Annotated in this window: 19 protein-coding genes and 2 pseudogenes; 5 read left to right on the forward strand and 16 right to left on the reverse strand. The window is 59.5% G+C overall.

What is annotated here, in order from left to right; translation table 11 throughout:
- Positions 1-107: 107 nt before the first annotated feature.
- Positions 108-224, reverse strand: a pseudogene (locus C495_RS18275) (DNA-binding protein); the annotation flags it as partial.
- 576 nt (positions 225-800) lie between these two features.
- Here C495_RS18275 and C495_RS18650 point away from each other — a divergent pair.
- A complete protein-coding gene (locus C495_RS18650; RefSeq protein WP_449406465.1) occupies positions 801-962 on the forward strand; it encodes a DUF7563 family protein in 162 nt (53 codons plus the stop codon).
- 406 nt (positions 963-1,368) lie between these two features.
- The gene (locus C495_RS00005) at positions 1,369-1,872 is read left to right on the forward strand and encodes a DUF7344 domain-containing protein (RefSeq protein ID WP_049890049.1); all 504 of its coding nucleotides are present in this window, start codon (positions 1,369-1,371) and stop codon (positions 1,870-1,872) included.
- A gap of 59 nt (positions 1,873-1,931) precedes the next feature.
- Here C495_RS00005 and C495_RS00010 read toward each other — a convergent pair whose 3' ends face one another.
- The 4 genes from C495_RS00010 to C495_RS00025 form a co-directional block, all read right to left on the reverse strand.
- Entirely contained in the window at positions 1,932-3,608 is a 1,677-nt protein-coding gene (locus C495_RS00010; protein ID WP_152418827.1) for a DUF7282 domain-containing protein, read from the reverse strand.
- 158 nt (positions 3,609-3,766) lie between these two features.
- The gene (locus tag C495_RS00015) at positions 3,767-4,264 is read right to left on the reverse strand and encodes a helix-turn-helix transcriptional regulator (protein WP_008158757.1); all 498 of its coding nucleotides are present in this window, start codon (positions 4,262-4,264) and stop codon (positions 3,767-3,769) included.
- Between the two features lie 518 nt (positions 4,265-4,782).
- Positions 4,783-5,136, reverse strand: coding sequence for a hypothetical protein (locus tag C495_RS00020; protein WP_008158759.1), 354 nt, complete (start codon positions 5,134-5,136; stop codon positions 4,783-4,785).
- A gap of 137 nt (positions 5,137-5,273) precedes the next feature.
- The gene (locus C495_RS00025) at positions 5,274-6,242 is read right to left on the reverse strand and encodes an NAD-dependent epimerase/dehydratase family protein (protein ID WP_008158761.1); all 969 of its coding nucleotides are present in this window, start codon (positions 6,240-6,242) and stop codon (positions 5,274-5,276) included.
- Positions 6,243-6,449: 207 nt separating this feature from the next.
- Between C495_RS00025 and allB the strand changes: the two genes are divergently transcribed.
- Together allB and C495_RS17910 are read left to right on the forward strand one after the other, a co-directional pair.
- Positions 6,450-7,823 (forward strand): allantoinase AllB, encoded by a 1,374-nt coding sequence (gene allB / locus C495_RS00030; RefSeq protein WP_008158764.1) that lies wholly within the window; start codon positions 6,450-6,452, stop codon positions 7,821-7,823.
- Positions 7,824-8,127: 304 nt separating this feature from the next.
- Positions 8,128-9,471, forward strand: coding sequence for a hypothetical protein (locus C495_RS17910; protein ID WP_049890050.1), 1,344 nt, complete (start codon positions 8,128-8,130; stop codon positions 9,469-9,471).
- A gap of 842 nt (positions 9,472-10,313) precedes the next feature.
- Here the strand turns inward: C495_RS17910 and C495_RS00040 are convergent.
- The 3 genes from C495_RS00040 to C495_RS00050 are packed head-to-tail and all read right to left on the reverse strand — an operon-like array spanning position 10,314 to position 12,459.
- Positions 10,314-11,258: a hypothetical protein gene (locus C495_RS00040; RefSeq protein WP_008158769.1), complete on the reverse strand. Its 945-nt coding sequence runs from the start codon at positions 11,256-11,258 to the stop codon at positions 10,314-10,316.
- Positions 11,255-11,944, reverse strand: a complete 690-nt coding sequence (locus C495_RS00045; protein WP_008158771.1) for a signal peptidase I — start codon at positions 11,942-11,944, stop codon at positions 11,255-11,257. Before C495_RS00045 ends, C495_RS00040 begins: the two co-directional genes overlap by 4 nt.
- Positions 11,941-12,459, reverse strand: a complete 519-nt coding sequence (locus C495_RS00050; RefSeq protein ID WP_241430567.1) for a DUF7344 domain-containing protein — start codon at positions 12,457-12,459, stop codon at positions 11,941-11,943. Before C495_RS00050 ends, C495_RS00045 begins: the two co-directional genes overlap by 4 nt.
- Positions 12,460-13,145: 686 nt before the next feature.
- Between C495_RS00050 and C495_RS00055 the strand changes: the two genes are divergently transcribed.
- On the forward strand, positions 13,146-13,364 hold the full coding sequence (locus C495_RS00055; protein WP_008158775.1) for a hypothetical protein: 219 nt from the start codon (positions 13,146-13,148) through the stop codon (positions 13,362-13,364).
- A 35-nt stretch (positions 13,365-13,399) separates the two neighbouring features.
- Here the strand turns inward: C495_RS00055 and C495_RS00060 are convergent, their stop codons facing one another.
- The 8 genes and pseudogenes from C495_RS00060 to C495_RS00095 all read right to left on the reverse strand — a co-directional run bounded on the left by C495_RS00060 (position 13,400) and on the right by C495_RS00095 (position 21,798).
- Positions 13,400-14,470: a quinone-dependent dihydroorotate dehydrogenase gene (locus tag C495_RS00060; RefSeq protein ID WP_008158777.1), complete on the reverse strand. Its 1,071-nt coding sequence runs from the start codon at positions 14,468-14,470 to the stop codon at positions 13,400-13,402.
- Positions 14,471-14,544: 74 nt separating this feature from the next.
- Positions 14,545-15,903 carry an MmgE/PrpD family protein gene (locus C495_RS00065; RefSeq protein WP_008158779.1) on the reverse strand — a complete coding sequence of 453 codons (1,359 nt, stop codon included), beginning with the start codon at positions 15,901-15,903 and terminating at the stop codon, positions 14,545-14,547.
- Positions 15,904-15,966: 63 nt separating this feature from the next.
- Complete coding sequence (locus tag C495_RS00070; protein ID WP_008158781.1) at positions 15,967-17,154, reverse strand: thiolase family protein; 1,188 nt, start codon at positions 17,152-17,154, stop codon at positions 15,967-15,969.
- Between the two features lie 280 nt (positions 17,155-17,434).
- Positions 17,435-18,313, reverse strand: a pseudogene (locus C495_RS00075) (RNA-guided endonuclease InsQ/TnpB family protein); the annotation flags it as partial.
- Complete coding sequence (locus C495_RS00080; RefSeq protein ID WP_008158788.1) at positions 18,314-19,492, reverse strand: CaiB/BaiF CoA transferase family protein; 1,179 nt, start codon at positions 19,490-19,492, stop codon at positions 18,314-18,316.
- A 2-nt stretch (positions 19,493-19,494) separates the two neighbouring features.
- On the reverse strand, positions 19,495-20,085 hold the full coding sequence (locus C495_RS00085; RefSeq protein WP_008158790.1) for a MaoC family dehydratase: 591 nt from the start codon (positions 20,083-20,085) through the stop codon (positions 19,495-19,497).
- A 40-nt stretch (positions 20,086-20,125) separates the two neighbouring features.
- Positions 20,126-21,364, reverse strand: a complete 1,239-nt coding sequence (locus C495_RS00090) for an acyl-CoA dehydrogenase family protein (RefSeq protein WP_008158792.1) — start codon at positions 21,362-21,364, stop codon at positions 20,126-20,128.
- Between the two features lie 83 nt (positions 21,365-21,447).
- A complete protein-coding gene (locus C495_RS00095; protein ID WP_008158793.1) occupies positions 21,448-21,798 on the reverse strand; it encodes a (2Fe-2S) ferredoxin domain-containing protein in 351 nt (116 codons plus the stop codon).
- Between the last annotated feature and the right edge of the window lie 69 nt (positions 21,799-21,867).

Consider the following 21,867-nt stretch of genomic DNA (forward strand, 5'->3'; position numbering starts at 1 on the left):
ATCGTCGACCCCGACCTCAACAGCAGCTATCTCGGTATGATAGCGGTCAGATCCGACGCAATTTCGGCGTGATCACCGTCTCAGTCAGTCGCTAAGCTAGAACGGATGGGCCCATCACTCGTGGCAACGAGGATCGTTCGTGCACACTCGTCACCGAGCACATCGAGTTGAGCGGCTGTGTCAGGGGTTGATTCCGATCGCGAGTTACTTGCTTGCATGGACATTGTCGTAGGTTCCTCTTTGTGGCCGTGTGGTGGTAGGTTCGCTCCGACAAGCGGGACCGAGACAGAGCAACTCGGAAAGCGGTCCATCCCTATCGTGGGCACCACCAGTACGTTCCAGCACAACGATCGGTAAGCGATAGTGGTATTTTATAACGATGTACCTTATCCAGCGAAATAAGATCATTCTTCGGCGAAACTCCAGATTTCTATCGGGAAATGGCTGATTTCGAGGTCGATTTAGCGGTCAATATCGTGTTTGCAACTCGAATACAGGCCAATACAGCTAAATTCGACGGAGGAACGGCAGTGTCGAAACGTCGCGAGTTGCCGGCACGACCCTGCTACAGCGACTGACTGGCCGGAAACTACGTATTTCGCGGCTCCAGCACCACCCCGACAAATAAACAGTCTGCGTCCTTTATTCGCGTTTGCCCCCCTCGATAGGATGATGCTCGGATGCCTGTGGCAGTGTCGCCGGTGATCGACCGCGACGGCCACCGCTAGACGACACTCGCCACATCGCATCCGCGTACCACCCCCACCACCATGAAATCCACACAACACGACTGGAAGCCCATGGAATCGTCGACAGCAGGCGCACGCTGTCGAAACTGCGGTACACATGTTACCCAACAGTTCGCCCGCGTGTTCGGTGACAACGGTGACATCGTTCACGGCTGCCCATCCTGTACGACGTACCGAGAAATGCAGTCCGGTGGCCATCTGCCAGGCAAGTGAGCCACCACGAACAGTGCGGTGCCGATAAACGAGCGCTGTTTGGCCCGTTTTTCCCGATTGCAGCGGTGTGCCTCGAGACGCACTAACCGAAACGGAACGTGATCGACGACCAGTGCGACGACACACGTGCCGACTCAATAGCTATTATCGGTTGGCTGAACTAATCAGTGTGATGTCGAATTAGGTAGATTATCCGAGGTTCCGATGTCCCGGGACACCTGCAGCTGTCGACAGACGGCTTGGCGGTCGTATTCCACACCTACTCTAGGTGGCCGACAGGAGTGTGTGCAGTCGGTGCCTAACGGCGGGGGCTAGTCTGCAAAAGTTAAAGTTAGTGGTCTGCGAAGCGTCACTGTACATGGTAGTTGGTGGACTAGTCGTCAATAACGCTCGCTCTTCCTGATCGATGTCTGTACAAACCAACCGTACCGAGTCACTTGCTGAAAGTGATGTGTTTCATATTCTCGGTAACGACAGACGTCGGTCGATCGTCCAGTTGCTCGCAGCCGAAGCCGGCCAAGTTGACGTCTCGGACATCGCCTCCGAAATCGCCGCCAACGAATCCGATACCACTCCCGTTCCGAACAACCTCTACAAGAGCGTCTACGTCTCCTTACAGCAGACACATCTCCCACAGCTACAAGAAGACGCCGTGATTGAGTACGATTCCGACGCAAAGACGATTCAACCGGGTCCGAACTTCGACGACGTGTTGCAGTATATTGACGGCCACAAAGAACAGCAGTCGACGGCTCTCACACTTCATCTGGCGCTCTGTGTTCTCGGTCTTGTCGTGATCGCCCTCGCTGGACTCGGCATCCCACTGCTCTCGAGCATCGATCCCGTTCTCTCGAGTGTGCTCGTGTTACTGGCCGTTGCTGCGAGCAGTCTCTATCGACTATTGGGATAGCCGTCGGTGGCGTTCGAGTTGTAAAAAAAGACGTCGGACGGGCTGTGCCGTGACGGCCGTCAGTATACGACAGCAGCACCAATCAGCGATCCGGCGACAGCGGTGTCCTCAGCGTCTTCAGTGTCATTCTCGAGGCCGTCAGCCTCCTCGTGGACTGGCTGGTCTTCCATGGCATCCTCGAGGAGTTCATCGAGATCTTCGATGACCACGAAGACGGATATCTCCTCGATGACAATGGTGTCGTCGGCAGCCTCGTCGTTCGTCTCCATCGTCACGTCGTCAGCATCGGACTCCGTTTCGACGGCGTCATCCTCGAGGCCATCAGCAGCGTCTTCATCGAGTTCATCGTCGGTTTCCGGTGTCATCTCCTGTGGCTCATCGACCGGGACGATCGTTAGCTCGTTGATAGTGACGTCGAGTTCGACGTTCTCGAGTTGGATGACAGTTCCCTCGTCGTCGTACATGTCGTCATCGGTGGCCATGTCATCGTCGTCTTCTGCAACGGGGTCGTCACCAGCGATCTCTCCATCGTCCGCAACAGAGTCATCGTTGGCAGCGTCGACACCAACAGCATCCTCGCCGTCAGCCATATCGTCCGGTAGTTCACCGACGTAGACGTAGACGGTTGCCCGTTCGATGACGATCTCAATGACATCGTCCTCGGCGACTTCAGATTCGTCCTCGATTGGTTCGTCAACGGGTTGCTCGTCAGTCGGTTCCTCAGCAGGCTCCTCGTCGACTGGTTCGTCAATCGGTTCCTCAGCTGGTTCCTCGTCGACTGGTTCGTCAATCGGTTCCTCAGCTGGTTCCTCGTCGACCGGTTCGTCAGCCGACTTTTCCTCCGCAGGTTCCTCGTCGACTGATTCGTCAGTCGGCTTCTCCTCGGCTGGTTCCTCGTCGACCGGTTCGTCAGCCGGCTTTTCCTCCGCAGGTTCCTCATCGACTGGTTCGTCAGTCGGCTTCTCCTCGACTGGTTCCTCATCGACTGGTTCGTCAGTCGGCTTCTCCTCGGCTGGTTCCTCATCGACCGGTTCGTCAGTCGGCTTCTCCTCGGCTGGTTCCTCATCGACCGGTTCTTCGGTCGGTTTCTCCTCGGCTGGTTCCTCGTCGACTGATTCGTCAACGGGCTCCTCATCGAGGGCATCATCGCCGTTCGCAACAGGGTCCTCGTCAGCATCACCGACAGTGACGACAGCCTGATCAGTCACCGGTTCGTCGTCAGCAGTCAGGTATGGGCCGTCTTCCTCACCCTCGGTCTCGACGAAATCGTACTCCTGATTCTCGTTCGTGTCGCGATGTGGCATCGCGATCAGCGTTTCATCTTCCTCGAGTGGCTCATCGAGCGTCACTTCGACGTTCTCGTGTGTGCCCGACTCGAGATACTCGGAGGTGCCAATGACGCTCTCGAGTACGTCGCCGACGAGCAGGCTACTGTCGTGGATCGTGACGAATCCACCGCTTGCCATCGTCACGTCGTCGACGACGACCGTCTCGCCGTCAGTCGTCTGATCGGAGAACGTTACATGGGCATCCTGTGCATCGTCCGCATCGGTTTCGGTCGGCTGTTCCTCATTCGGTTCGGTGTCCGGTTCGTCGGTTGCGTCGTCGTACTCATCATCGGTAGCTGTGTCCTCGTCGACAGTCGCAGCCGGTGTCGCACCGGCGACCATCGCCCCGCTCGAGCACACGAGCATCAACGCAGTAAGTACCACAAGTAGCTGATTGCGTGCAGTCATGTCTATGCCGTGAAGGCAGTCGCTAATCGAGATTTTACCACATAAACTGACACAGCGCTTTCGGCTCGTAACTGCATACTGTGCCTCCGGGCCGCAGTGCAGACTCTCGGTCTCGAGTGGAAAGCAACGGTTGGTGACAGATACAGCCCGCGATCACGTTACTCGCTTTTGGGCTGTTCAGGCGTCTGTGAAGCCGTCGGCTCGTGTCCCGGCAGACACACCAAGTTCTCACGTCCGAGCCGCAGTTTCGTGATTCGACCGTCCTCCTCGAGTTCGGCGAGGAGCCGGCTGACTTTGGCTTTCGACCAGTCAACTGAGTCGACGATCTTCGACTGTTTCATCCGCCCGCCGTGTTCACGAACGAGCTGTTGTACCCGCTCTTGGTCGGTCAAGAACTCCTCGTCGTGTGGCTTCGACGTGGCGACGAACGTATTCTGGGCGGCGAATCGGTTCCGGGCCATGAGAACACCGCCGAGAAGTGCGAGGACGACGATACCCACGAGTGCCGCGAGATGTGGACCCCATTCGAGCTGAAAGAGAGAGACAAGACCGAGTGTGACTGTCTCAGAACGGGTTCCAACACCGATGACGCCGCTGCTGCTCGCGATACCAGTGGAGGCGGTTATCGTAGCGACCCGCTGAAACGGTGTATTCATGGCGTCTCGATGGGACTGAGTTCGCTCACACTGCTCTGTATCATCACCATCACCTGTGAAAGTGTTTTTTATCGATCATTTATTGGTGTCCGTCTGCAATTCACCAGTTCTTGTATATCATTTCCCACACGATTCCAACTCGAGTCATCCACCCGATTTCGGTCACAGAGTGTCACATCGTCGTCGATGTCGTTGGTCGACTGCTCCGACACGGTGGCGTATCAGCGTGACCTCTGACCGGGATACACCTGATGTGTGGATAAACGCAGTCGGACGTTCGCAATGGCTAGCGCGGATTCTCCTCGGTTCAGTTGGTAAGCAAATATTTCACTGACTAGTCCAATACGCGGAGTCTACAGTAGAACTGTATGTTTTCAGATACGTATCGGTGCCGCCGAACGTCAGCATAACCAATCGGCCAGCGACTCGACATCGGTATCGAACCGACCCAGTCGTACCGGAAGACGAGACACATCTTCGACAGTCCCGCAATGACCGTCACTGGCTACGATAGCGGTTTACACGCCCGGGACGCCGACAGCATCGAATCCAGTCGCACCGACGAGTGCGAGGACATACAGAACGACCAGCACCGACAGCCACGCGACGATCGTAATTGCAGCAGCATCGACCCAGCCACCGGGGTATCGTGCATTGATCACCGCGAGATAGGCGATGAAGACGAGCAAGGGCCCAAGCAGCGGAATCCAGCCGAAAAAGAGCCCAACGAGACTCCAGACGATCGCCCCTAATAGGGCTGTGACGACAGCGTACGTGTAGTTTTCGGCGTCGACGATTACTTTTGCACCTGCGTAAATGCCGACAGCACCGATTAGCAGGCTCACGACGAAGACAACGAGGTTATCGATCATGGGCCACGCTGAAGCCGTGGCTACCGTTAGTTATCTTTCACCTACACTCACGGAAACGGTGCACTATGAGCCGACATTGGTTCGATCTGTGTGTAACTCGGTTCAGTTGGTACGAGAGAAACGACAGCGCCAGCCCCTTACATCGGATCAACGACGGAGTCGACATCGTCACCCATCGGCGACAGTCTCGTGCCGTCGACCAGCGATCGAATGCCGCACTCGAGGCTCACTCGAGGCTCGAAGCCAAGCGTCCGCGTTGTTCTGGAGAGATCGGCACCACTATGTCTGATATCACCCGGTCGAGACTCGTGATGGACGATCGGCGAGGACGAGTCGGTCACATCACGGATGAGTTCGGCTAGCTCATTGATCGACGTCCGAGAGCCCGTCCCGATATTGTACGCGTCGCCAACGTCGTCAGTGGTCGCTGCCCGCAGGTTCGCCCGAACGATGTCACTCACGTGGACGAAATCGCGCGTCTGCTGGCCGTCACCCTCGACCGTGATCGGTTCGTCTGCCCGTGCCTGCTCGAGAAACGTCGAGATGACGCCGCTGTATGGCCCCTGTTGGCGTAACCCGTAGACGTTGAAATACCGTAGCGCGACCGTCGGCAGGTCGTAGAGTTCCTCGTACAGTCGAGTGTACTGATCGAGTGCGAGTTTCTGCACGCCGTACGGGGAGGTCGGATCGGTCGACGCCGTCTCCGGAACCGGCAGTTCGGAGGGGTGGCCGTACACCGCCGCACTCGAGGCGACGACAACCCGCGCATCCTCCTGACGAGCCTGTTCTAAAACGAGGAGGCTCGCATCGAGGTTCGTTTCGTTGCTTCCACGCGGCGCATCGACACTCTGGGAGACGCTGACAACCGCTGCATGGTGGAAAATAATATCGACGCCGCGAGCAGCCTGCTGGAGCGCGATCGGGTCGCGGATATCCCCATCGACAACGGTTACGTCCGCTGGGAGCCGTGAACGCTCGCCTGACGAAAAGTTATCGAGCACCCGAACCTCGTTGTGTGGCGCCAAGGCCTCCACGAGATGACTGCCGATAAAGCCCGCCCCGCCGGTCACGAGTACCGTCTCGTCACGAATCGCTTGCGAGTCCATTTCCTCGACACACCATGTCCGCTCCGTTTAGTATAGCACTCGTACCTCGAGTATACCACACTCCTAGCTCGAGTATGAGCTGATTACCGGTCGTCTCGAGCGGAATCGGTTGCCGATCGGTTTCGTCGGGAAAGGTCACTCGAAAGAGCGAGTGCTGTGCGATCGGTCAACAGAAGGTATATGGACGGCGATTGGCAACGTCCGGCAATGAGTGTCGATCTCGTCGTACGCAACTGTACCGTCGTTACCCCTGCCGGGCGAACGCCCGACGCGGGCGTCGCTGTCGAGGACGGAACCATCGTTGCCGTCGGCAGAAGCGACCGACTGCCCGACGCAGACCGGGTCCTCGACGGGAACGGGAACGTTCTGGTCCCCGGCATCATCGATGGTCACATCCACAACCGCGAGCCCGGACTCGAGTACAAAGAAGACTGGGAGTCGGCCACACGTGCTGCCGCCGCCGGCGGTGTGACGACCGTCGTTGGGATGCCAAACACCGACCCAGTGATCGACCGACCCGAGCACCTCGAGTTGAAGTTCGACCGCGGAGAGGCGTCAGCCCACGTCGACTTCCAGAGCTACGTCGTCGTCACATCCGAAAACCTCGATCTCATTCCGGATCTCGACGAGGCCGGCGCGCTCGGGTACAAAATCTTCCTCGGCTCCACAGTTGGCGACGTGCCGCCACCGAACGACGGCGAGATCCTCGAGGCGATGGAGCGAATCCGCAAGACGGGCAAGCGACTCGGCTTCCACGAGGAAAACGGCGAGATCATCGACCACTACACGGAGCAGTTCAAAACAGCGGGGAAGAACGACCCGATCGATCACTCCCACTCCCGGCCGGTCATCGCCGAGCAGGAAGCCGTCGAACGAATGCTCACCTTCGCCGAGGAGACTGGCGTCAAGGTCCACATGTTCCACGTCTCCTCGGGGTCGGCCGCCGAAGCCGTCGCCCGCGGCAAGGCTCGTGGTATCGACGTCACTGCCGAGACCTGCCCACACTATTTGTGGTTTACCGAGGAGGTCATGCGCGAGAAAGGGAATCCAGCACGGATTCAACCACCCATTCGGGACGGCGACGAGCGAGAACGGCTCTGGGAGGTCGGCATCGACAACGGCGCGATCGACAGCATCGCGACCGACCACGCACCTCACACCCCCGAAGAGAAGAAAGTCGACGACCCCTTCGGGAACACCTGGGAGGCGATCTCGGGCTTCGTCGGCCTCGAGACCGAAGTCCCAGCGCTGCTCACCTTCGTCGATCAGGGCCGACTCACGCTCGAGGAGTGGGTCCGCCGCCACTCGACCCGTCCCGCCCAGATCTGGGGGCTGTACCCCAAGAAGGGGTCGCTGCAGGTCGGTACCGACGCCGACTTCACGATCGTCGACCCCGACCTCGAGTGGACACTCGAGGACGGCGACGAGCTGCACTCGAAAAATTGCGTGACGCCGTTTATCGGTGAGTCTTTCACTGGCAAAGCAACGGCGACCGTCGTTCGCGGCGAGGTGGTGTACGAGGACGGTGCCGTGGTTGGCGAGGCGGGATACGGGACTCGAGTCGACGTAGACGACAGCTAACTAAACAGATCCGTTTTCAGTCATTATCTTCGGTGGCAATGGCAAGCAGCGACAGCGCTCGAGCGGGTTCGTTCGGCATCAGTAGCCCGTGATTGACACGCTCGAGAACAGTCAGCAAATCCGTAACGAGGTGGCTACCGTTTGTCGAGTTCCTCGAGGCTCCGTCTAGCGGTCTACATGGCTGTGTATATATACACCCCTCCATACGGTCGGTTCTGGTGTCTCACTCGGAGCGAGCGCCGACGGCTCGCCACGCGGCGACGCCGTGTCACGGCAGCCCGACTCCGACGTGGGGGAGACAACCATGACAGACGAAAGCAGTTCAGTCTCGAGGCGAAACGTGCTCGCAGGACTCGGTACCATCGGTGTCGGTGGGGCACTCGTGGGTGCAGGCACGAGTGCGTTCTTCAGTGACGAACAACAGCTGCCGAACGAGATGGTCGCTGGCGAACTCGAGCTCAAACTCGACTGGCAACAGCGCTACTACGGTGCATCACAGGAGACGCGACCGCAGGATTACGGAGGTGCAGGACGGCCGTACGTCAACGCACACCCGGACCACGACAAAGACGGCGAACAGTCGATCGTGGTGAACGACACGGAGTACAGATACGGTGAACTCGGCCGAAACATCGGCGACGACGAGATCGATTACTGTGCAGATCTCGATCAAGACTTCTACTTCGGCGAAAATCAAGACTCACTGATCGAGCTCGACGACATCAAGCCAGGTGATTGTGGCGAGATTACCTTTAGCTACCACCTCTGTGATAACGACGGATGGATCTGGTTCCGAACGAAGAACAAGGACTACCCAGAGCCGAGTGAAGAACCACACCTCGTCGACGCGATCGAGGCAAAGGTGTGGTACGACGTGTACGAAAACGAGGACGAAGGTATCGAACAGGGAGACAATGAGCTCCAAGAGGAAAAAGAACCGCTGATCGCCCAAGGGTCGCTGCGTGACGTGCTTGAGGAACTCAACGAGACCAACGGTGGATTCCTGCTCAATCCCGATCCGCTGGTCGATCCAGATACGAACGATGAGAACAAAATCGACGGCTGCGTCGAACTCGATACGATCGACGACGATCTCGAGGCCGTCGACGACGTCCAGCAGTACCTACGCGACCTCTTTGCGTCCTATCAAGAGAACGAACAGGACGGAGAGTACATTGAACTCGAGGGAGAAGGTGACGACGTAATCAGAATCTGGATCACCGGCCTGATCTATCAGGACGCGAATGATCCCACCTCCGAAGTCGTCGGCTTCGACTGGGAGAGCAACTACGGTATCTGTCGGACGAGAGTGAAAGGCGGTCCGGACGACGACGAGTTTACCGTCGAAGACTGTGCCTTCGAGGGAACGTCTGTCGCGCCGTTCGGTGCTGCACAAGGAACGAAGCGCTCCGGCGTCAGCAACTTCCAGTTCTGGTACTGTGAGGGTGTCGAGGAAGCGAAAGAACCAGAATGTTTCGAGGCATCGACCACCCACTACATCGGCTTCGAGTGGTGTCTCCCAGAAGGCGTCGGCAACGAGATCCAAGGCGACGCACTCGAGTTCGACTTCGGGTTCTACACTGAGCAGTGCCGACACAACGACGACCCAACACCGTACTGGAACGAGGAAGAGGAAGAAAACAGCTGAACTAATCCCGTCGACAGACGCGTTTTTTCCGTGTTTATTTACCCCGTTTCTATCGACAGTCTCAATCTCGGGCTGACTGTTTCTGTGCGCTGGATTACCGAAACACCTGCAGTCTACTATTCGGCACTTCTCGAGCAGCCCGTCATCAGCCGTGCTGAGTCAGAGACGGCCGCGTGACCATCGGCGTGAGACGTGATTGACGAGCGACTGAGAGGGGGTGCTGTCGTCGGTGACCGCCAATCGCCGATCCGTGGCTGGCGATCGGCGGGAACTCAGTACAACAGTCCCGATGAAACGGTGGTCTGTGAGAGTTGTCGTGTAGCTACCGTTCGATGACCGTATCGGTCATTTCAGTTGCGTTGGGTGTATGTTAGCACACTGGAGATGATTTCCAAACGACAACGCACAATGGAGCCGTCCTCGAGTCGCCGGGCCCGAAAGCTCGACAAAACCGCTCGAGTGTCAGCGGGTGCTGTCCGATAGGGACGGTGAGAGTCGCATCATGACTGAGCCACGTTCCGTGACAGCGGACAGTCACAGAATCGTGGACCCAGTGACGAACGCAGTGCTCACACTGATTGACCGACCGCCAGCCAGTGCTGTCGTGTCGGCCACTCTGCTGGGAGAGTCCAACCCAGTCGCTGACGTGACGGACTACGAGTGCGTATGTGCTGCTCGACAGCGCGACCAAATGGACTGTTGCAGTTGACTATCTCTGCTGCTGTTCACTGGTCACGCGCTGGACGTATGCGAACGACAAGACGGGACTCGAGCGGTCACGTGTCGTACGGTTGAAAAGGAGTTGCCAGTGTAGCAGCCACTATGTGCCGTTCACACGGTGATTATTCGCCGTCGGTTTCATCGGTCTCATCCGACGGCGTGTCTTCGTCGCCATCATCAGTGGTATCGTCTTCCTCAACCACACCGTCGCTAGCGTCGTCATCGGAATCAGTCTCGTCTTCGGTATCGGAGTCATCTGTTTCGGTCCCGTCTTCGCCATCAGAACCGTCTGTTTCGGTCTCGTCTTCGGTATCAGAGTCGTCCGTTTCGGTCTCGTCTTCGGCATCAGAGTCGCCCGTTTCGGTCTCGTCTTCAGCATCCTCATCAACGGGATCGGCCTCGTCATCCGTCTCCTCACCATCGTCACCAGTGTCGTGTGCTTGTTCCTCGTTCTCGTCGGCGTTATCAGCGGTCTCATTTTCCTCGAGGTCGTTTTCATCGGTCTCGTCTGTGACCGTGTCCGGTTCAGTATCCCCATCGCCAGACGAGTTGCCATCCTCACGTTCGGTACTGGTCTCGTTTCGATCACCATCCAACTCCCCGTCACCGCCATCGTCGGTAGTAACGCTGGCTCCGCCTGGCCCACCACTGCGGACAGCTGCAGTTCCGCTGACGGAGCCGCTGTCAGCAGTGAGTTCGTACGTGTACTCGCCGCCAGCCAACTCGTTCGGCGGCACTGTAAGCGTTGTTTCAGCACTTTCTCCAGCCTCGAGTTGCAGTTCATCCGTCAGTGAAAGCTGTGCGATCTCGAGTGTGACCGAGACGGTCTGTGCACGATCGAGGTCGTTGGTAACGGTCACGCTGATCGGAGTCGCGCCACTGTCGCTGATTTCGAGTGTCCCTTCGTCGATCGTGGTTTGCCACTCGTCGGCGGCGCTCATCTGATTCTCGGTGAACGAGTTGTGATCAGAGAGGACAGCCGTCGTCGGAGCGACTGCAGCACCACCAGCGACGGTGCCGATCAGTACGAGGACGACGGTCAGTCGAGTGATGGCTGTGGTTGTCATTCGGTCTCCTCCGTCGATGTCGTCTCGTCTTCTCGTGTCGGTGGCTCGGATACCGTCGTGTCTGTGTCACCTGCACCGACTGTGTGGGACTCGAGTACCGTCTCATCGGCTGGCTCCAATGCCGGTGGATCGTCGGCTGCCTCGAGTTCGGGTGGCCCAGCAGCCGAGAGATAACCGAACTCACGGAGCAACTGCAAGCTGCCCGAGGCGACGAGTGCGACACCGGGGGCGATTACGAGGACGAGCAGTCCGAGACCCGAGCGAGCAAACAGGAGCAAGTGACCGAGATACGGAATATGCCAGTGGAGATCACCCTGTGCGTACTCGGCCGGGACGAGTCCGTCGTCCGGGTTGTCGTTAGCATCACCCTGCAACTCGAAGTAGCGCTCGCCGTCTTCCTCGACGATGTCGACGACTCTGTGGGTGACATAGCCCGAATCATCGCTGCTCCCGTCGTGGAAGGTGACGACATCACCAGTCTCAATCTCGTCCGGTGAGACATCCTGCGTAACGATGACGTCACCCGGCTCGATTGTCGGGCTCATGCTTCCGGAGGTGACGATGTATGTATCGTCGCCACTGACGAGCCCCGGAACGGCGATTATCCCCACGAGCAACAGTAGGATCAACAGGCCGCCGCCGAGAAGGACAGTGAGCCCGGTTTTGACGCTCGAGTGTGCGTTCATGCGTCCTCACCTCCTGTCTCGTTCGGTGGCATCCCGTTCGCACCGAGTTGCATTCGACTGTCATGGCGAACGTGAACGAGAGCCGATGCAGTAAACAACACCGTCACGAGGGTCGTCCCCGCCAACGGTGGGATCAACGAAAACGGAAGCAGTCCCACCCACATTCCGACGACGAAGCCAGTACAGAGAACACCCAACCCGAGATAATACTTGCTCCACGGAATATCGTCGTGTGGAACGACATCGAGATACACCTCGAGTTCCGATGCGGCGTCGGTAAGGACGACAGTTCCACGATCGGCATCGAACGAGATGATGTCACTGTCATCCAGTTTCGGCAAATGTGACTGTCGCAACGCGGTGTAGACCCGCGTTCGTTGCTCGTAGGTTACCTCGGTCGTCGGGACACCGTTCTCCCAGGCGGCGATCTGTGCGACAAGTTCGCGCAGGTCAGCGACGCCATCTGTCTGCTTGAGATAGTGCAAGACGTACCGACGGCGTCGGCAGCTCAGCATCTCGAACGCGACATCCTGAGACAGGTGTGGCGTTCGGTCTGCCGACTCACTAACTGGTCGTAAAGCGCCCGTCGACATCATTGCCCTGTGTGTCGAAGCGAGTCACCGCCCGTCGAATTACTCGTTCGCCACCGTGAAACGAGCGTGATACTCCCCATAGCTGCACGCCTGACTGATAGTACGGTTTTTCGCATACTCCAGACATCACATCAATTATGGTTAGTTATGGACAATGTAGACAGTCTCGAGCTTCGAGGAGTTCCAGTTTGGCAGCGACTAGAGATCGTTTTCAGACGGTTACGATCACGACGCTCCCGGCTCTCAGAAACGAATCGGTGCGATAGACAGCCAAATAGTACGACTCAGCCGGTCTTCCGTCCCAATGGCCCACCGGTCATGAGGACGGAGTCGGTCACAACGGGCCGTGACGACAGCAGTCCGTCTCACTGGTGTAGTAACCGCAAAACGTCACTGCACATCACCCCGTACGACAGCTGTGCGATGCGTGTGTCAATCGCTTCAGTTGAGATTATCGGACGGGTTCGACACGACATCCAACCGTCGTCGACGTACTCGCACTCACGCTCAACGTGCCACACGGACCCGTGCGCGTTCTCACGCTGTGAAATTGTCAGCAGGTTTATATTCAGTACCGAACCAAACGGATTCGGTAGCTGTTCCGATCAATGACAGAAACAACTTCCGAACGCGACGAGACGAGCCAAGCAGAACGACTCCGATCGGTGTATCTCTCCGTAACCGGCGACGCCGAGCCCGTCGTCGAATCACAACAAGAAGATTCACCAAGTCGAGAGATCCAGACGGAACGTGCCGACGGAGCCGTCGGCCCGGCTGAACTGCACGGACTCGACGATGCGATCGACGATCCCGGCCCTGCCGATTAACCGCCGTTATAGCCGATCGATGGCAACGGCTCGAGCTATTCGAGGCCTGCACCCACGGCGTCTTCGATCGAGGCGAAGCCATCCCGCTCGAGTAGCTCCACGAGCCCCTGATTGATCCGTTTCGCCGTCGAGGGACCCTCGTAGACGAACCCGGTGTAGAGTTCGACAAGCGATGCACCGGCGCGGATCTTTTCATAGGCCGCTCCGGCCGAATCGACGCCGCCGACGCCAATGATCGGTACGTCGCCGTCGGTGTACTCGGCGATCGTTCGAATGACCGCAGTGGATCGATCCTCGACCGGTTTCCCGCTGAGGCCGCCCCACTCCTCCTGGTTCGGGGACTCGAGACCGTCTCGAGTCGTCGAGGTGTTCGTTGCGACGATCCCGTCGAGGCCAAACTCCTGGACGATATCCACGAGGTCCAGAATCGAGTCGTCGGGCGAGTCAGGGCCGATCTTCACCAGAATCGGTTTGTCGGCGTCGTTTTCGGCCTCGAGCATCTCGAAGATCGCGCGAAGATGCTCGGGCGAGCCCTCGTCGAACTCCTCGGGCGTGTTCGGACAGGAGACGTTGACGACGACGTAGTCGGCAAACGGTGACAGACGGTCGAACACCCGCCGATAGTCCTCGATCGCTTCCGACTCACTCGAGGAGTTCATCTTTCCGATGTTTACGCCAAGCGGAAATCCAGGCGTCCCGTCGGTCTCGAGTCGCGATTTGACACGCTCCATTCCCTGGCCATTAAAGCCCATCCGGTTGATCATCGCCTCGTCCTCTCGGAGTCGGAACAGTCGGGGGCGATCGTTGCCCGACTGCGGATAGGGCGTGACGGTGCCGATTTCGACGAATCCGAACCCAAGCGCTTCGAGCGCGTGAGTTACTTCGGCGTTTTTGTCGAAACCAGCAGCGACGCCGACCGGGTTCGGAAACGTGGTGCCAAAGAGGTCAACCTCGAGTGCGGGATGGTCGTACTGATAGGCCGCTGCGAGCGCGTTTCGTGTCGGCCACGTCGACTGCGCCGCCCGGAGCGTCCGCTTCCCGAGATCGTGAGCCGTCTCGGCTGGAAGTTTGAACGCGAGGGGGCGAACTCGCGAATAGAGCGTCATTGGCAGCTATTCGGACCGGCGGCTAGGTAAACGTCTCGAAGCTGTCGAACGACTGGAGCATCCAGACGAGTGGGTTACAGTTTCTCGAGGAGGCGACTCACGTCCGAGAGCGTTCGGAGCGTATCGAGGTCGGCACACGCGCCGTCGATATCGACAGCGTCGGGTGCATGCTCGGCACACAGCCGGAACTTCTCGTGGAGTTCGTCGTCGGTAAGCGGGTCGTCGTGCGTTCCCGGCGGCTTCGCCTGGAACTGCTCGTGGCGTTCTCCCGAGCGCGTCGTGATCTCCACGGTGGCGGCGTTCGAGTCGTAGGGCAACTCGTCGTCGACGATCAGCGACACCTGTTCGCGAACGGACTGGACTGCCCGATCGTCGATACGCTCGTCGTCGAACGCCGCGAGATCGACGCGCTCTCGAGCGATGGCGCTCGCGATGAGATACGGCATCGAAAACTTCGCCTCGAGTCCCGTCGACGGATCGTCGTGGGCGAGTGCGTCGGCCGCACCTTGCGAGGCCGTGACAACTACGTCGTCGATCTCCTCGGCCTCGAGTCCATGTGTGTCCGCGAGTTCGCTTGCAGCGTAGATTGCAGCGTGGGTGTAGTAACAACAGGGATACTTTTTCACGTCGATGCCGTCCTCGAGCAGCGACCATCGCGTTCCCAACTCGGGGAGTCGTTCGAAATCCGGTTGTCCATCGCCGCGATAGGAATCGAAAAAGCCGCGCTCGCCGTCGATCGCCGCCGAATCCGCTGTTGCACCCTCGCCGGCGAGCAGCGCCGCAGTCATCCCGGACCGTGCCGCCTGACCCGCGTGGATCGGTTTCGTCGTCGAACCGAAGTTGCGTTTGAGCCCGGCCGGCATCGAGGCAGCGATTCCGAGTGCGTGTTCGACGCGCGCCTGTGATAGCTCGAGCAGTTTCGCGACGGCCACAGCGGCACCGAAGACGCCGAACGTCGACGTCGCGTGCCACCCGCCTTCGTAGTGGCCGGGGCTGATCGGCCGCGAGAGATAACACTGGGTCTCGAAGCCGGCGACGAAGGCCGTCAGGACGTCGCGTCCCGAGGCATTCTCCCGTTCGGCGACGGCGAGCAGCGGTGCGACCATCGGCACGCTCGGGTGGCCGTCCATCGCTGCGAGCGCGACATCGTCGAAATCGAGCGCGTGGCCGCCAACCCCGTTGATGAAGACGGCATCCGAGAGCGGACGCGTTTCGTCTCGCCCGAGCAGCGTCGTTTCGCCGGTCCCATCACGGATCGCCGCCGTGGCGATCTCGCCGGCGTCGGCAGCCGCCCCCGCGAGCGTCACGCCGACGGTGTCCAGAATCGCCCGTTCGGCGAGCCGAAGCGCCTCCTCGGGGATATCGTCTGCCGATAGCGACGTGACGAACGTCGCGAGTTCACTGGCAGCCCGTCCCATGTCTGCATCGGTCATGCTCGTCCTATCTGCCCGCATCAATATATACTGTCGGACGGGACGCGAAACCGTCGGACGAACTCAGCGCTCCTCGAACAGCGCCATGATCGCGCCGCCGCCGCCGACGCTCATACCCACGAGTCCGCGTGAAACGTCGGGATCGTCCCGCAGCTGATAACCGAGGCTGGCGGTAAGCATCCCACCCGAAGCACCGATCGGGTGCCCGAACGCGATCGCGCCGCCACAGGGATTCATCGTCTCGCGTGGGATCTCGAGGCGGTCCATAACGTACACCGACTGGGCAGCGAACGCCTCGTTGATCCAGAACGCATCGATATCGTCGACCGAAAGGTCGTTTTGCTCGAGCAGTTCGGCGACGACGTCACCGACAGCTTCGTTGAACTCGTCCGGATTGCGGTAGACGAGGTCGTAGTCGACAAGCGTCGCCATCGGCTCGAGACCGCGATCGGCGGCCGTCTCGCCGTCGGCCAGCAACACCACGCCCGCGCCGTCGCTGAGCTTCGAGGCGTTTCCGGGCGTGATGGTGCCGCCGTCGCGAAACGGTGTCGGGAGCTCGGCCAGCTCCGACAGCGTCGAGTCGGGTCGCGGGCCTTCGTCCCGCTCGACGCTGCCCGAGCGCGTCTCGACGGGAACGATCTCGTCGTCGAACGCGCCGGATTCGATCGCCTCGGCCGCCAGTTGGTGGCTCTTCATCGCGTACTCGTCCTGTGCTTCTCGAGCAACGTCCTCGCGGTCGACGAGCCGTTCGGTGATCTCGCCCATGTGGAGGTCGAGGTTGACGTCCCACAACGAGTCCAGCAGCATCGAATCCTTGAGTTCGACGTTGCCATGGCGTCGCCCCTTTCGATATCCGGGTAGAATCCACGGCGCGTTCGACATCGACTCGAACCCACCGGCGATCGCGAGATCTGCGCGACCGGCCGCGATCCGGTCGGCCGCGAGCGTAATCGCTCGCAGCCCCGAGCCGGAGGCTTCGTTAACCGTCGTCGCCTGTGTCTCGTTCGGTAGCTCCGACTTGATGACCGCTTGTCGACCGGGCACCTGTCCGATCCCGGCCTGAATGGCGTTGCCGAGAGCCACCCAGTCGATTTCGGTTTCGTCGATGACGACGCGCTCGAGTAAGTCATCGATGGCCGTTCGGCCGAGATCGACAGCCTCGACATCCGCGAGCGAACCGAGTAGCGTTCCGTGTGGCGTGCGCGCACCGTCGACGAGGACGATGTCGCTGCCGGGTTCAGTGTCGGACATGGTGGGCCGTCAACGCGAGTCCGCATTAATGTTGTTCCAAGGACATACTCGGTTGGAGATGGGTTGCTCGAGTCTCGAGTGCCGAGCGACGGGAAAGATGGAGTCGATGTGGAGACAAAACTCCCTCTGACCACCCCTCACTTCCGGTCCAAAGTCACTGTATAGAGTCTCTGTCCGGGTTATTCGATCATATTCAGGAGAAAGAGAAGACAAACACACCCCTCGTTTTCAGTCAACAGCCTCGGGGCTTGACCCCGAGGCTTGTCGGTGAACTCCCGTTCTACCCCTCCAATCGAGGGGAGGCGTTGAAATCGCCATTTACGTTCAACGTTCCCGACTTCAGGGCCAGTTGACAGGTGGCCCATCCACCGCGAGACTTTTGCCCGCGATGGATATACGCACAGTATCGGTTTGCGATGTTCTTCGCCGCATTGTAGTCTGCGTTCACCTCGTAGTCGCACTTGAGACACTCGAACGACTTATCCGAGCGGCTGTCCTCGTGGACAAACCCGCACTGCGAACACCGCTGGCTGGTGTATGCGGGATTCACCGTATCCACGAACAGGACGGTGTCTTCCACCTTGTATTCCACCAGTTTGATGAACTTTGCAACTGCCCATTGCTGGAATTTCGCGGCGTTCGAGATGCGTTTGCGGATGTGCTTCAGGTTCTCGAAGACGATCCCGTGCACATCCGAGCGTTTGGCTTCAGCGATCAGCTCGTTCGCACGGTTGTGGAGCCAATCGAGTGACCACTTCGAGAACCTATCTCCGATAGATTGGATTGTAAGGTGTGCCGAGCGCGTGCCGATTTGTTGGAGCCGACCTCGACGCTTCTCGAACTCGTTGCGACGGTGTGTGAGGTGATCCGCAGAACCGATGAATACTCCTGTCGAGGTGACAGCGAACGCGCCGTTCACGTTCAGGTCGACGCCGAGAACCACTCCGTTCTCGGAACCATCATCTTCGTGAGCGGCTTCTTGCCGTTCGCTGTCGGCATCACCAACGTGCTTCGTGGTGACGTGCAGATAGAACTCATCGGCCAGTTCGTCGTACTGTAGCGTGGCGTGTGAGGCGTCCCACTCGTCACTATCGTAGTAGCGACCAAATGGGGTTTCCTCACGCTTCGACTCTGGAGGAACGACGTACTCGGGAAACACTCAGACCACGTCGTCGGCCCGCAACTGCTCGATTTCCGCACTCGAGTAGCCAAGCGCCGCCAACACGTCATCCGTATCCTCACCGAGGTCGGGCATCGGTTCGGCCGCGAACTCGAGCGAGTCGCTGTCGATCGGGGTGTCGATATAGGGAATCGGACCGTCCTCAGTCTCGAGGTCCTTGACCAGGTCCAAATGTTCGGTCTGTGGATGCTCGAGGACGTCGTCGAGGTGGTTGACGTCGCCCCACGGAATGCCGGCCTCGTCGAGCCGGTCAGCCCAGTAGTCCCGCGGCTGGTCGGCAATGAGCGACTCGATCGTTGGCTCGAGGACGTCGCGGTTTTCGACGCGGGCTTCGTTGGTCGCGAATCGCTCGTCATCGAGCAGGTCGGGTCGCTCGAGGACGGCGTCACAGAGCAGTTCCCAGTGGGCCTCGCTGAGGATCGCGAAGTTGATGTATCGGTCGTCGGCCGTCTCGTGGGGGCCGTAGGGTGTCAGCAGGTGGTGGCGCATGCCGATTCGCTCCGGAAGCTCGTCGTTGTGCCAGTACTTCTGTGGGAAGTAGCCGAGCCACGAGAGCATCCCGCCGAACATCGTGACGTCGAGTTCTTGGCCCTCGCCAGTGCGTTCGCGATGGAAGAGCGCGAGCAGCGTCGAGATCGTCCCGTAGGTCGCAGCGTTGATATCACAGACGCTCAGTGGGATCTTGGCCGGGGCGTCCGGTGAGCCGTTCATCAGGATGAGTCCGGTTTCGCCCTGCATGACCATATCGTAGGCCTTCCGGTCGCTGTAGGGGCCGTCCCGGCCGTAGCCGGAGATATTCAGATAGATGATATCCTCATTGATTTCGCGAACGTCCTCGTAGCCGACCCCGAGACGGTCGACGACGCCCGGCGAGTAGTTCTGGACGACGATATCGGCTTCCTCGACGAGTTCGTGGAAGATTTCGGTTCCCTCGTCGCTCTTGAGGTTCAACTCGACACTCAGCTTGTTGCGGTCGACCCAGACGTGCGCCGAGGAGTCCCCATCGACGACCGAATCCCAGTGGCGGTTGACGTCGCCGACGCCGGGGCGTTCGACCTTGATGACTTCGGCACCGAAATCGCCGAGCAGTCGGGTACACAGCGGCGCGCTGATCCCGCTCTCGAGACTGACGACCGTGATGTCCTCGAGTGCGAGCACGGTTACAGGTCCTCCGGCTGCGTGCCGATGCCCTCAGGCCAGCCCGGCGGCTCGGCGGCCGAGGGCTCAGCGTGGCTTCGTTTGAGGACCATCGGAGTGCGCTCGAGCGAGAGGACGAGGTCGCCGTGTTGGTTGTACGCCCGGAGTTCGGTTTCGACGATGCCGACGTGGTCCCGGGACTCGAGTTCGCGTTTGTGCAGCACCTCGCTCTCGGCGAAGATGGTATCGCCGTGGAAGACGGGGTTGTGATGGCGAATATCGTCGTAGCCGAGATTGGCTGTGGCGTTGACCGAAATGTCGATGACGCTCATCCCCACTGCGAGTGCGATGACGAACGTGCCGTCGACGAGCCGTTCGCCGAACTCCGTTTCGGCCGCGTAGGCCTCGTTAAAGTGCATCGGATTGAGATTCATCGTGACGTTCGTCATCCAGACGTTGTCCGTCTCGGTGACAGTACGCCCGAACGGATGTTTGTAGATGTCGCCAACCTCGAAATCCTCGTAGTAGCGGCCGTGCCAGCCGGAGACGAGTTGCTTGTCGGTCGATTCGTCGTCAGTAGCGTCTGTATCGGTAGTATCGTCTGTATTGGACATGGTTCGTGGGGTGGTTCTGGGAGTCGTCGTCAGTGAGTGTTCAGTACGACCGCGGGAGTCCGAGCACGTTCTCGCCGAGATAGTTCAGCGCCAGTTGCTGGGTGATCGGCACCAGCCGCGTCAGGCGGGCTTCTCGGAAGTAGCGTTCGACGTCGTACTCCCTTGCGACGCCGAACCCGCCGTGAGTCTGGACCGCTGCATCGGCCGCCTCGTAGGCCGCATCCGCGGCGAGGAACTTCGCTGCGTTCGCATACGCACCCAAATCGACATCCTCGTCCGAGGCGGCGCGATCCGCGGCGTTGTAGGTCAGCTGTTTTGCCGCCTGTAGGCGAGCGTAGGCCTCCGCCAGGGGGTGCTGTATCGCCTGATTCGAGCCGATAGCGCGGTCGAAGACCTCCCGGTCGGTGGCGTACTCGACCGCTCGCTCGAGTGCCAGTCGACCCAGCCCGATACACTCAGCGGCGATGACGAGTCGTTCCTCGTTCAGTCCGTCGAGCACCTGATAGAAACCTTCGCCCTCGACGCCAATGAGGTTCTCCGCGGGCACGCGGAGGTCGTCGAACCAGAGTTCGAACGAATGGACGAACTCGCTGGCCGATTTGGGGATCGGCTCCATCTCGAGCGCGCCCTGTTCGTGGGCGTCCTCGAGGTCGACGAGAAACATCGAGATGCCGTGGGTTCGTTTCTCGACCTCCGACCGCGGCGTCGTCCGCGCGACGACGACGACGTAGTCCGAGACGTCGACGCGGGAGGTCCAGATCTTCTGGCCGTTGATGACGTACTCGTCGCCGTCTGTTGCCGCGGCTGCGTCGCTTCGTGCCTCGCTTTTCTCTGCACGCGTCTCGATCGCCGTCGAGTTCGAGCCCGCGTTTGGTTCGGTCAGTCCGAACGCTTGGATCGAACGCTCGCCGTTTGCGACGTGAGGAAGCAGGTCCGCCTTCAGTTCCTCGCTCGCGTATTCGACGATGGGCACGGAGTTGTAGACGCCGCCGTGGACGGCCTGTGCGGCGCTGAAGCCGCCGCCGTTGGCGGCGATTTCCTCCATCATGACGACGGTTTCCTGCGTTCCCATTCCCGCACCGCCGTACGCTTCGGGGACGAGAATCCCCATCCAGCCGTGGTCCGCGAGCGCATCGACGAACTCGTGTGGGTACTCTCCGTCGGCAGCACGTCGACGCCAGTACTCGTGGTCGAAATCCGAACAGATATCGCTGATGCTCGAGCGAACGAGCTGTTGGCTCTCAGTGAGTGCAACCGCATCGTGCAGGAGTCTGGCCATCGGGTAGACCTCGTCAGGTCAGGAGAAAAACGTTGTGTCGCAGGCGGGCGATTCCTATCTCGTTGGCGGGACAGCAGGCCGTCTCACTCAGTGGCTCGCTGTTCGTACTCGTCACCGATACAGTCGGCGTTCGGGCCGAACTCGGACTCGAGAAGTGCCGGCACGTCTTCCGGTTGGACATCGGAGTACCACTCGTTGCGCGGTTGAATCGCAAGCGCAGTGCCACCCTCGCTACAGAGCCCCAGACACTGCGTCTCCGTCACTGAAATCGGCGACCAGAAGGCGTTGCGGTCGCGAAGCCAGGATTTGATTGCCTCAACAGTTTCTTTTCCGCCGGCGTCGGCACAGCAGGCGTACTCGCCGTCGCGGTCAGTCGTACAGACGAACACCTGCGCCTTGAGGCGCGTTCGCTGTTGGTCAGTGCGGCGTTTCATCTGTTGCCAGACCGAAGTGGAAGTCGAATCGAAACGGGGGCGTTCGTCGGCATGAATTTCGATTTTTGT

The sequence above is a fragment of the Natronorubrum sulfidifaciens JCM 14089 genome (genome assembly GCF_000337735.1).
Lineage (GTDB): Archaea > Halobacteriota > Halobacteria > Halobacteriales > Natrialbaceae > Natronorubrum > Natronorubrum sulfidifaciens.

What these genes read in the sequence shown, in the direction of transcription:
- C495_RS00025 (WP_008158761.1), bottom strand. Translation starts at nt 6,242, where the DNA reads ATGGACTCGCAAGCGATTCGTGACGAGACGGTACTCGTGACCGGCGGG.
- allB (WP_008158764.1), top strand. Translation starts at nt 6,450, where the DNA reads ATGAGTGTCGATCTCGTCGTACGCAACTGTACCGTCGTTACCCCTGCC.
- C495_RS00065 (WP_008158779.1), bottom strand. Translation starts at nt 15,903, where the DNA reads ATGACCGATGCAGACATGGGACGGGCTGCCAGTGAACTCGCGACGTTC.
- C495_RS00005 (WP_049890049.1), top strand. Translation starts at nt 1,369, where the DNA reads ATGTCTGTACAAACCAACCGTACCGAGTCACTTGCTGAAAGTGATGTG.
- C495_RS18650 (WP_449406465.1), top strand. Translation starts at nt 801, where the DNA reads ATGGAATCGTCGACAGCAGGCGCACGCTGTCGAAACTGCGGTACACAT.
- C495_RS00070 (WP_008158781.1), bottom strand. Translation starts at nt 17,154, where the DNA reads ATGTCCGACACTGAACCCGGCAGCGACATCGTCCTCGTCGACGGTGCG.
- C495_RS00050 (WP_241430567.1), bottom strand. Translation starts at nt 12,459, where the DNA reads ATGCTGAGCTGCCGACGCCGTCGGTACGTCTTGCACTATCTCAAGCAG.
- C495_RS00060 (WP_008158777.1), bottom strand. Translation starts at nt 14,470, where the DNA reads ATGACGCTCTATTCGCGAGTTCGCCCCCTCGCGTTCAAACTTCCAGCC.
- C495_RS00015 (WP_008158757.1), bottom strand. Translation starts at nt 4,264, where the DNA reads ATGAATACACCGTTTCAGCGGGTCGCTACGATAACCGCCTCCACTGGT.
- C495_RS00045 (WP_008158771.1), bottom strand. Translation starts at nt 11,944, where the DNA reads ATGAACGCACACTCGAGCGTCAAAACCGGGCTCACTGTCCTTCTCGGC.
- C495_RS17910 (WP_049890050.1), top strand. Translation starts at nt 8,128, where the DNA reads ATGACAGACGAAAGCAGTTCAGTCTCGAGGCGAAACGTGCTCGCAGGA.
- C495_RS00040 (WP_008158769.1), bottom strand. Translation starts at nt 11,258, where the DNA reads ATGACAACCACAGCCATCACTCGACTGACCGTCGTCCTCGTACTGATC.
- C495_RS00095 (WP_008158793.1), bottom strand. Translation starts at nt 21,798, where the DNA reads ATGAAACGCCGCACTGACCAACAGCGAACGCGCCTCAAGGCGCAGGTG.
- C495_RS00020 (WP_008158759.1), bottom strand. Translation starts at nt 5,136, where the DNA reads ATGATCGATAACCTCGTTGTCTTCGTCGTGAGCCTGCTAATCGGTGCT.
- C495_RS00010 (WP_152418827.1), bottom strand. Translation starts at nt 3,608, where the DNA reads ATGACTGCACGCAATCAGCTACTTGTGGTACTTACTGCGTTGATGCTC.
- C495_RS00085 (WP_008158790.1), bottom strand. Translation starts at nt 20,085, where the DNA reads ATGTCCAATACAGACGATACTACCGATACAGACGCTACTGACGACGAA.
- C495_RS00055 (WP_008158775.1), top strand. Translation starts at nt 13,146, where the DNA reads ATGACAGAAACAACTTCCGAACGCGACGAGACGAGCCAAGCAGAACGA.
- C495_RS00090 (WP_008158792.1), bottom strand. Translation starts at nt 21,364, where the DNA reads ATGGCCAGACTCCTGCACGATGCGGTTGCACTCACTGAGAGCCAACAG.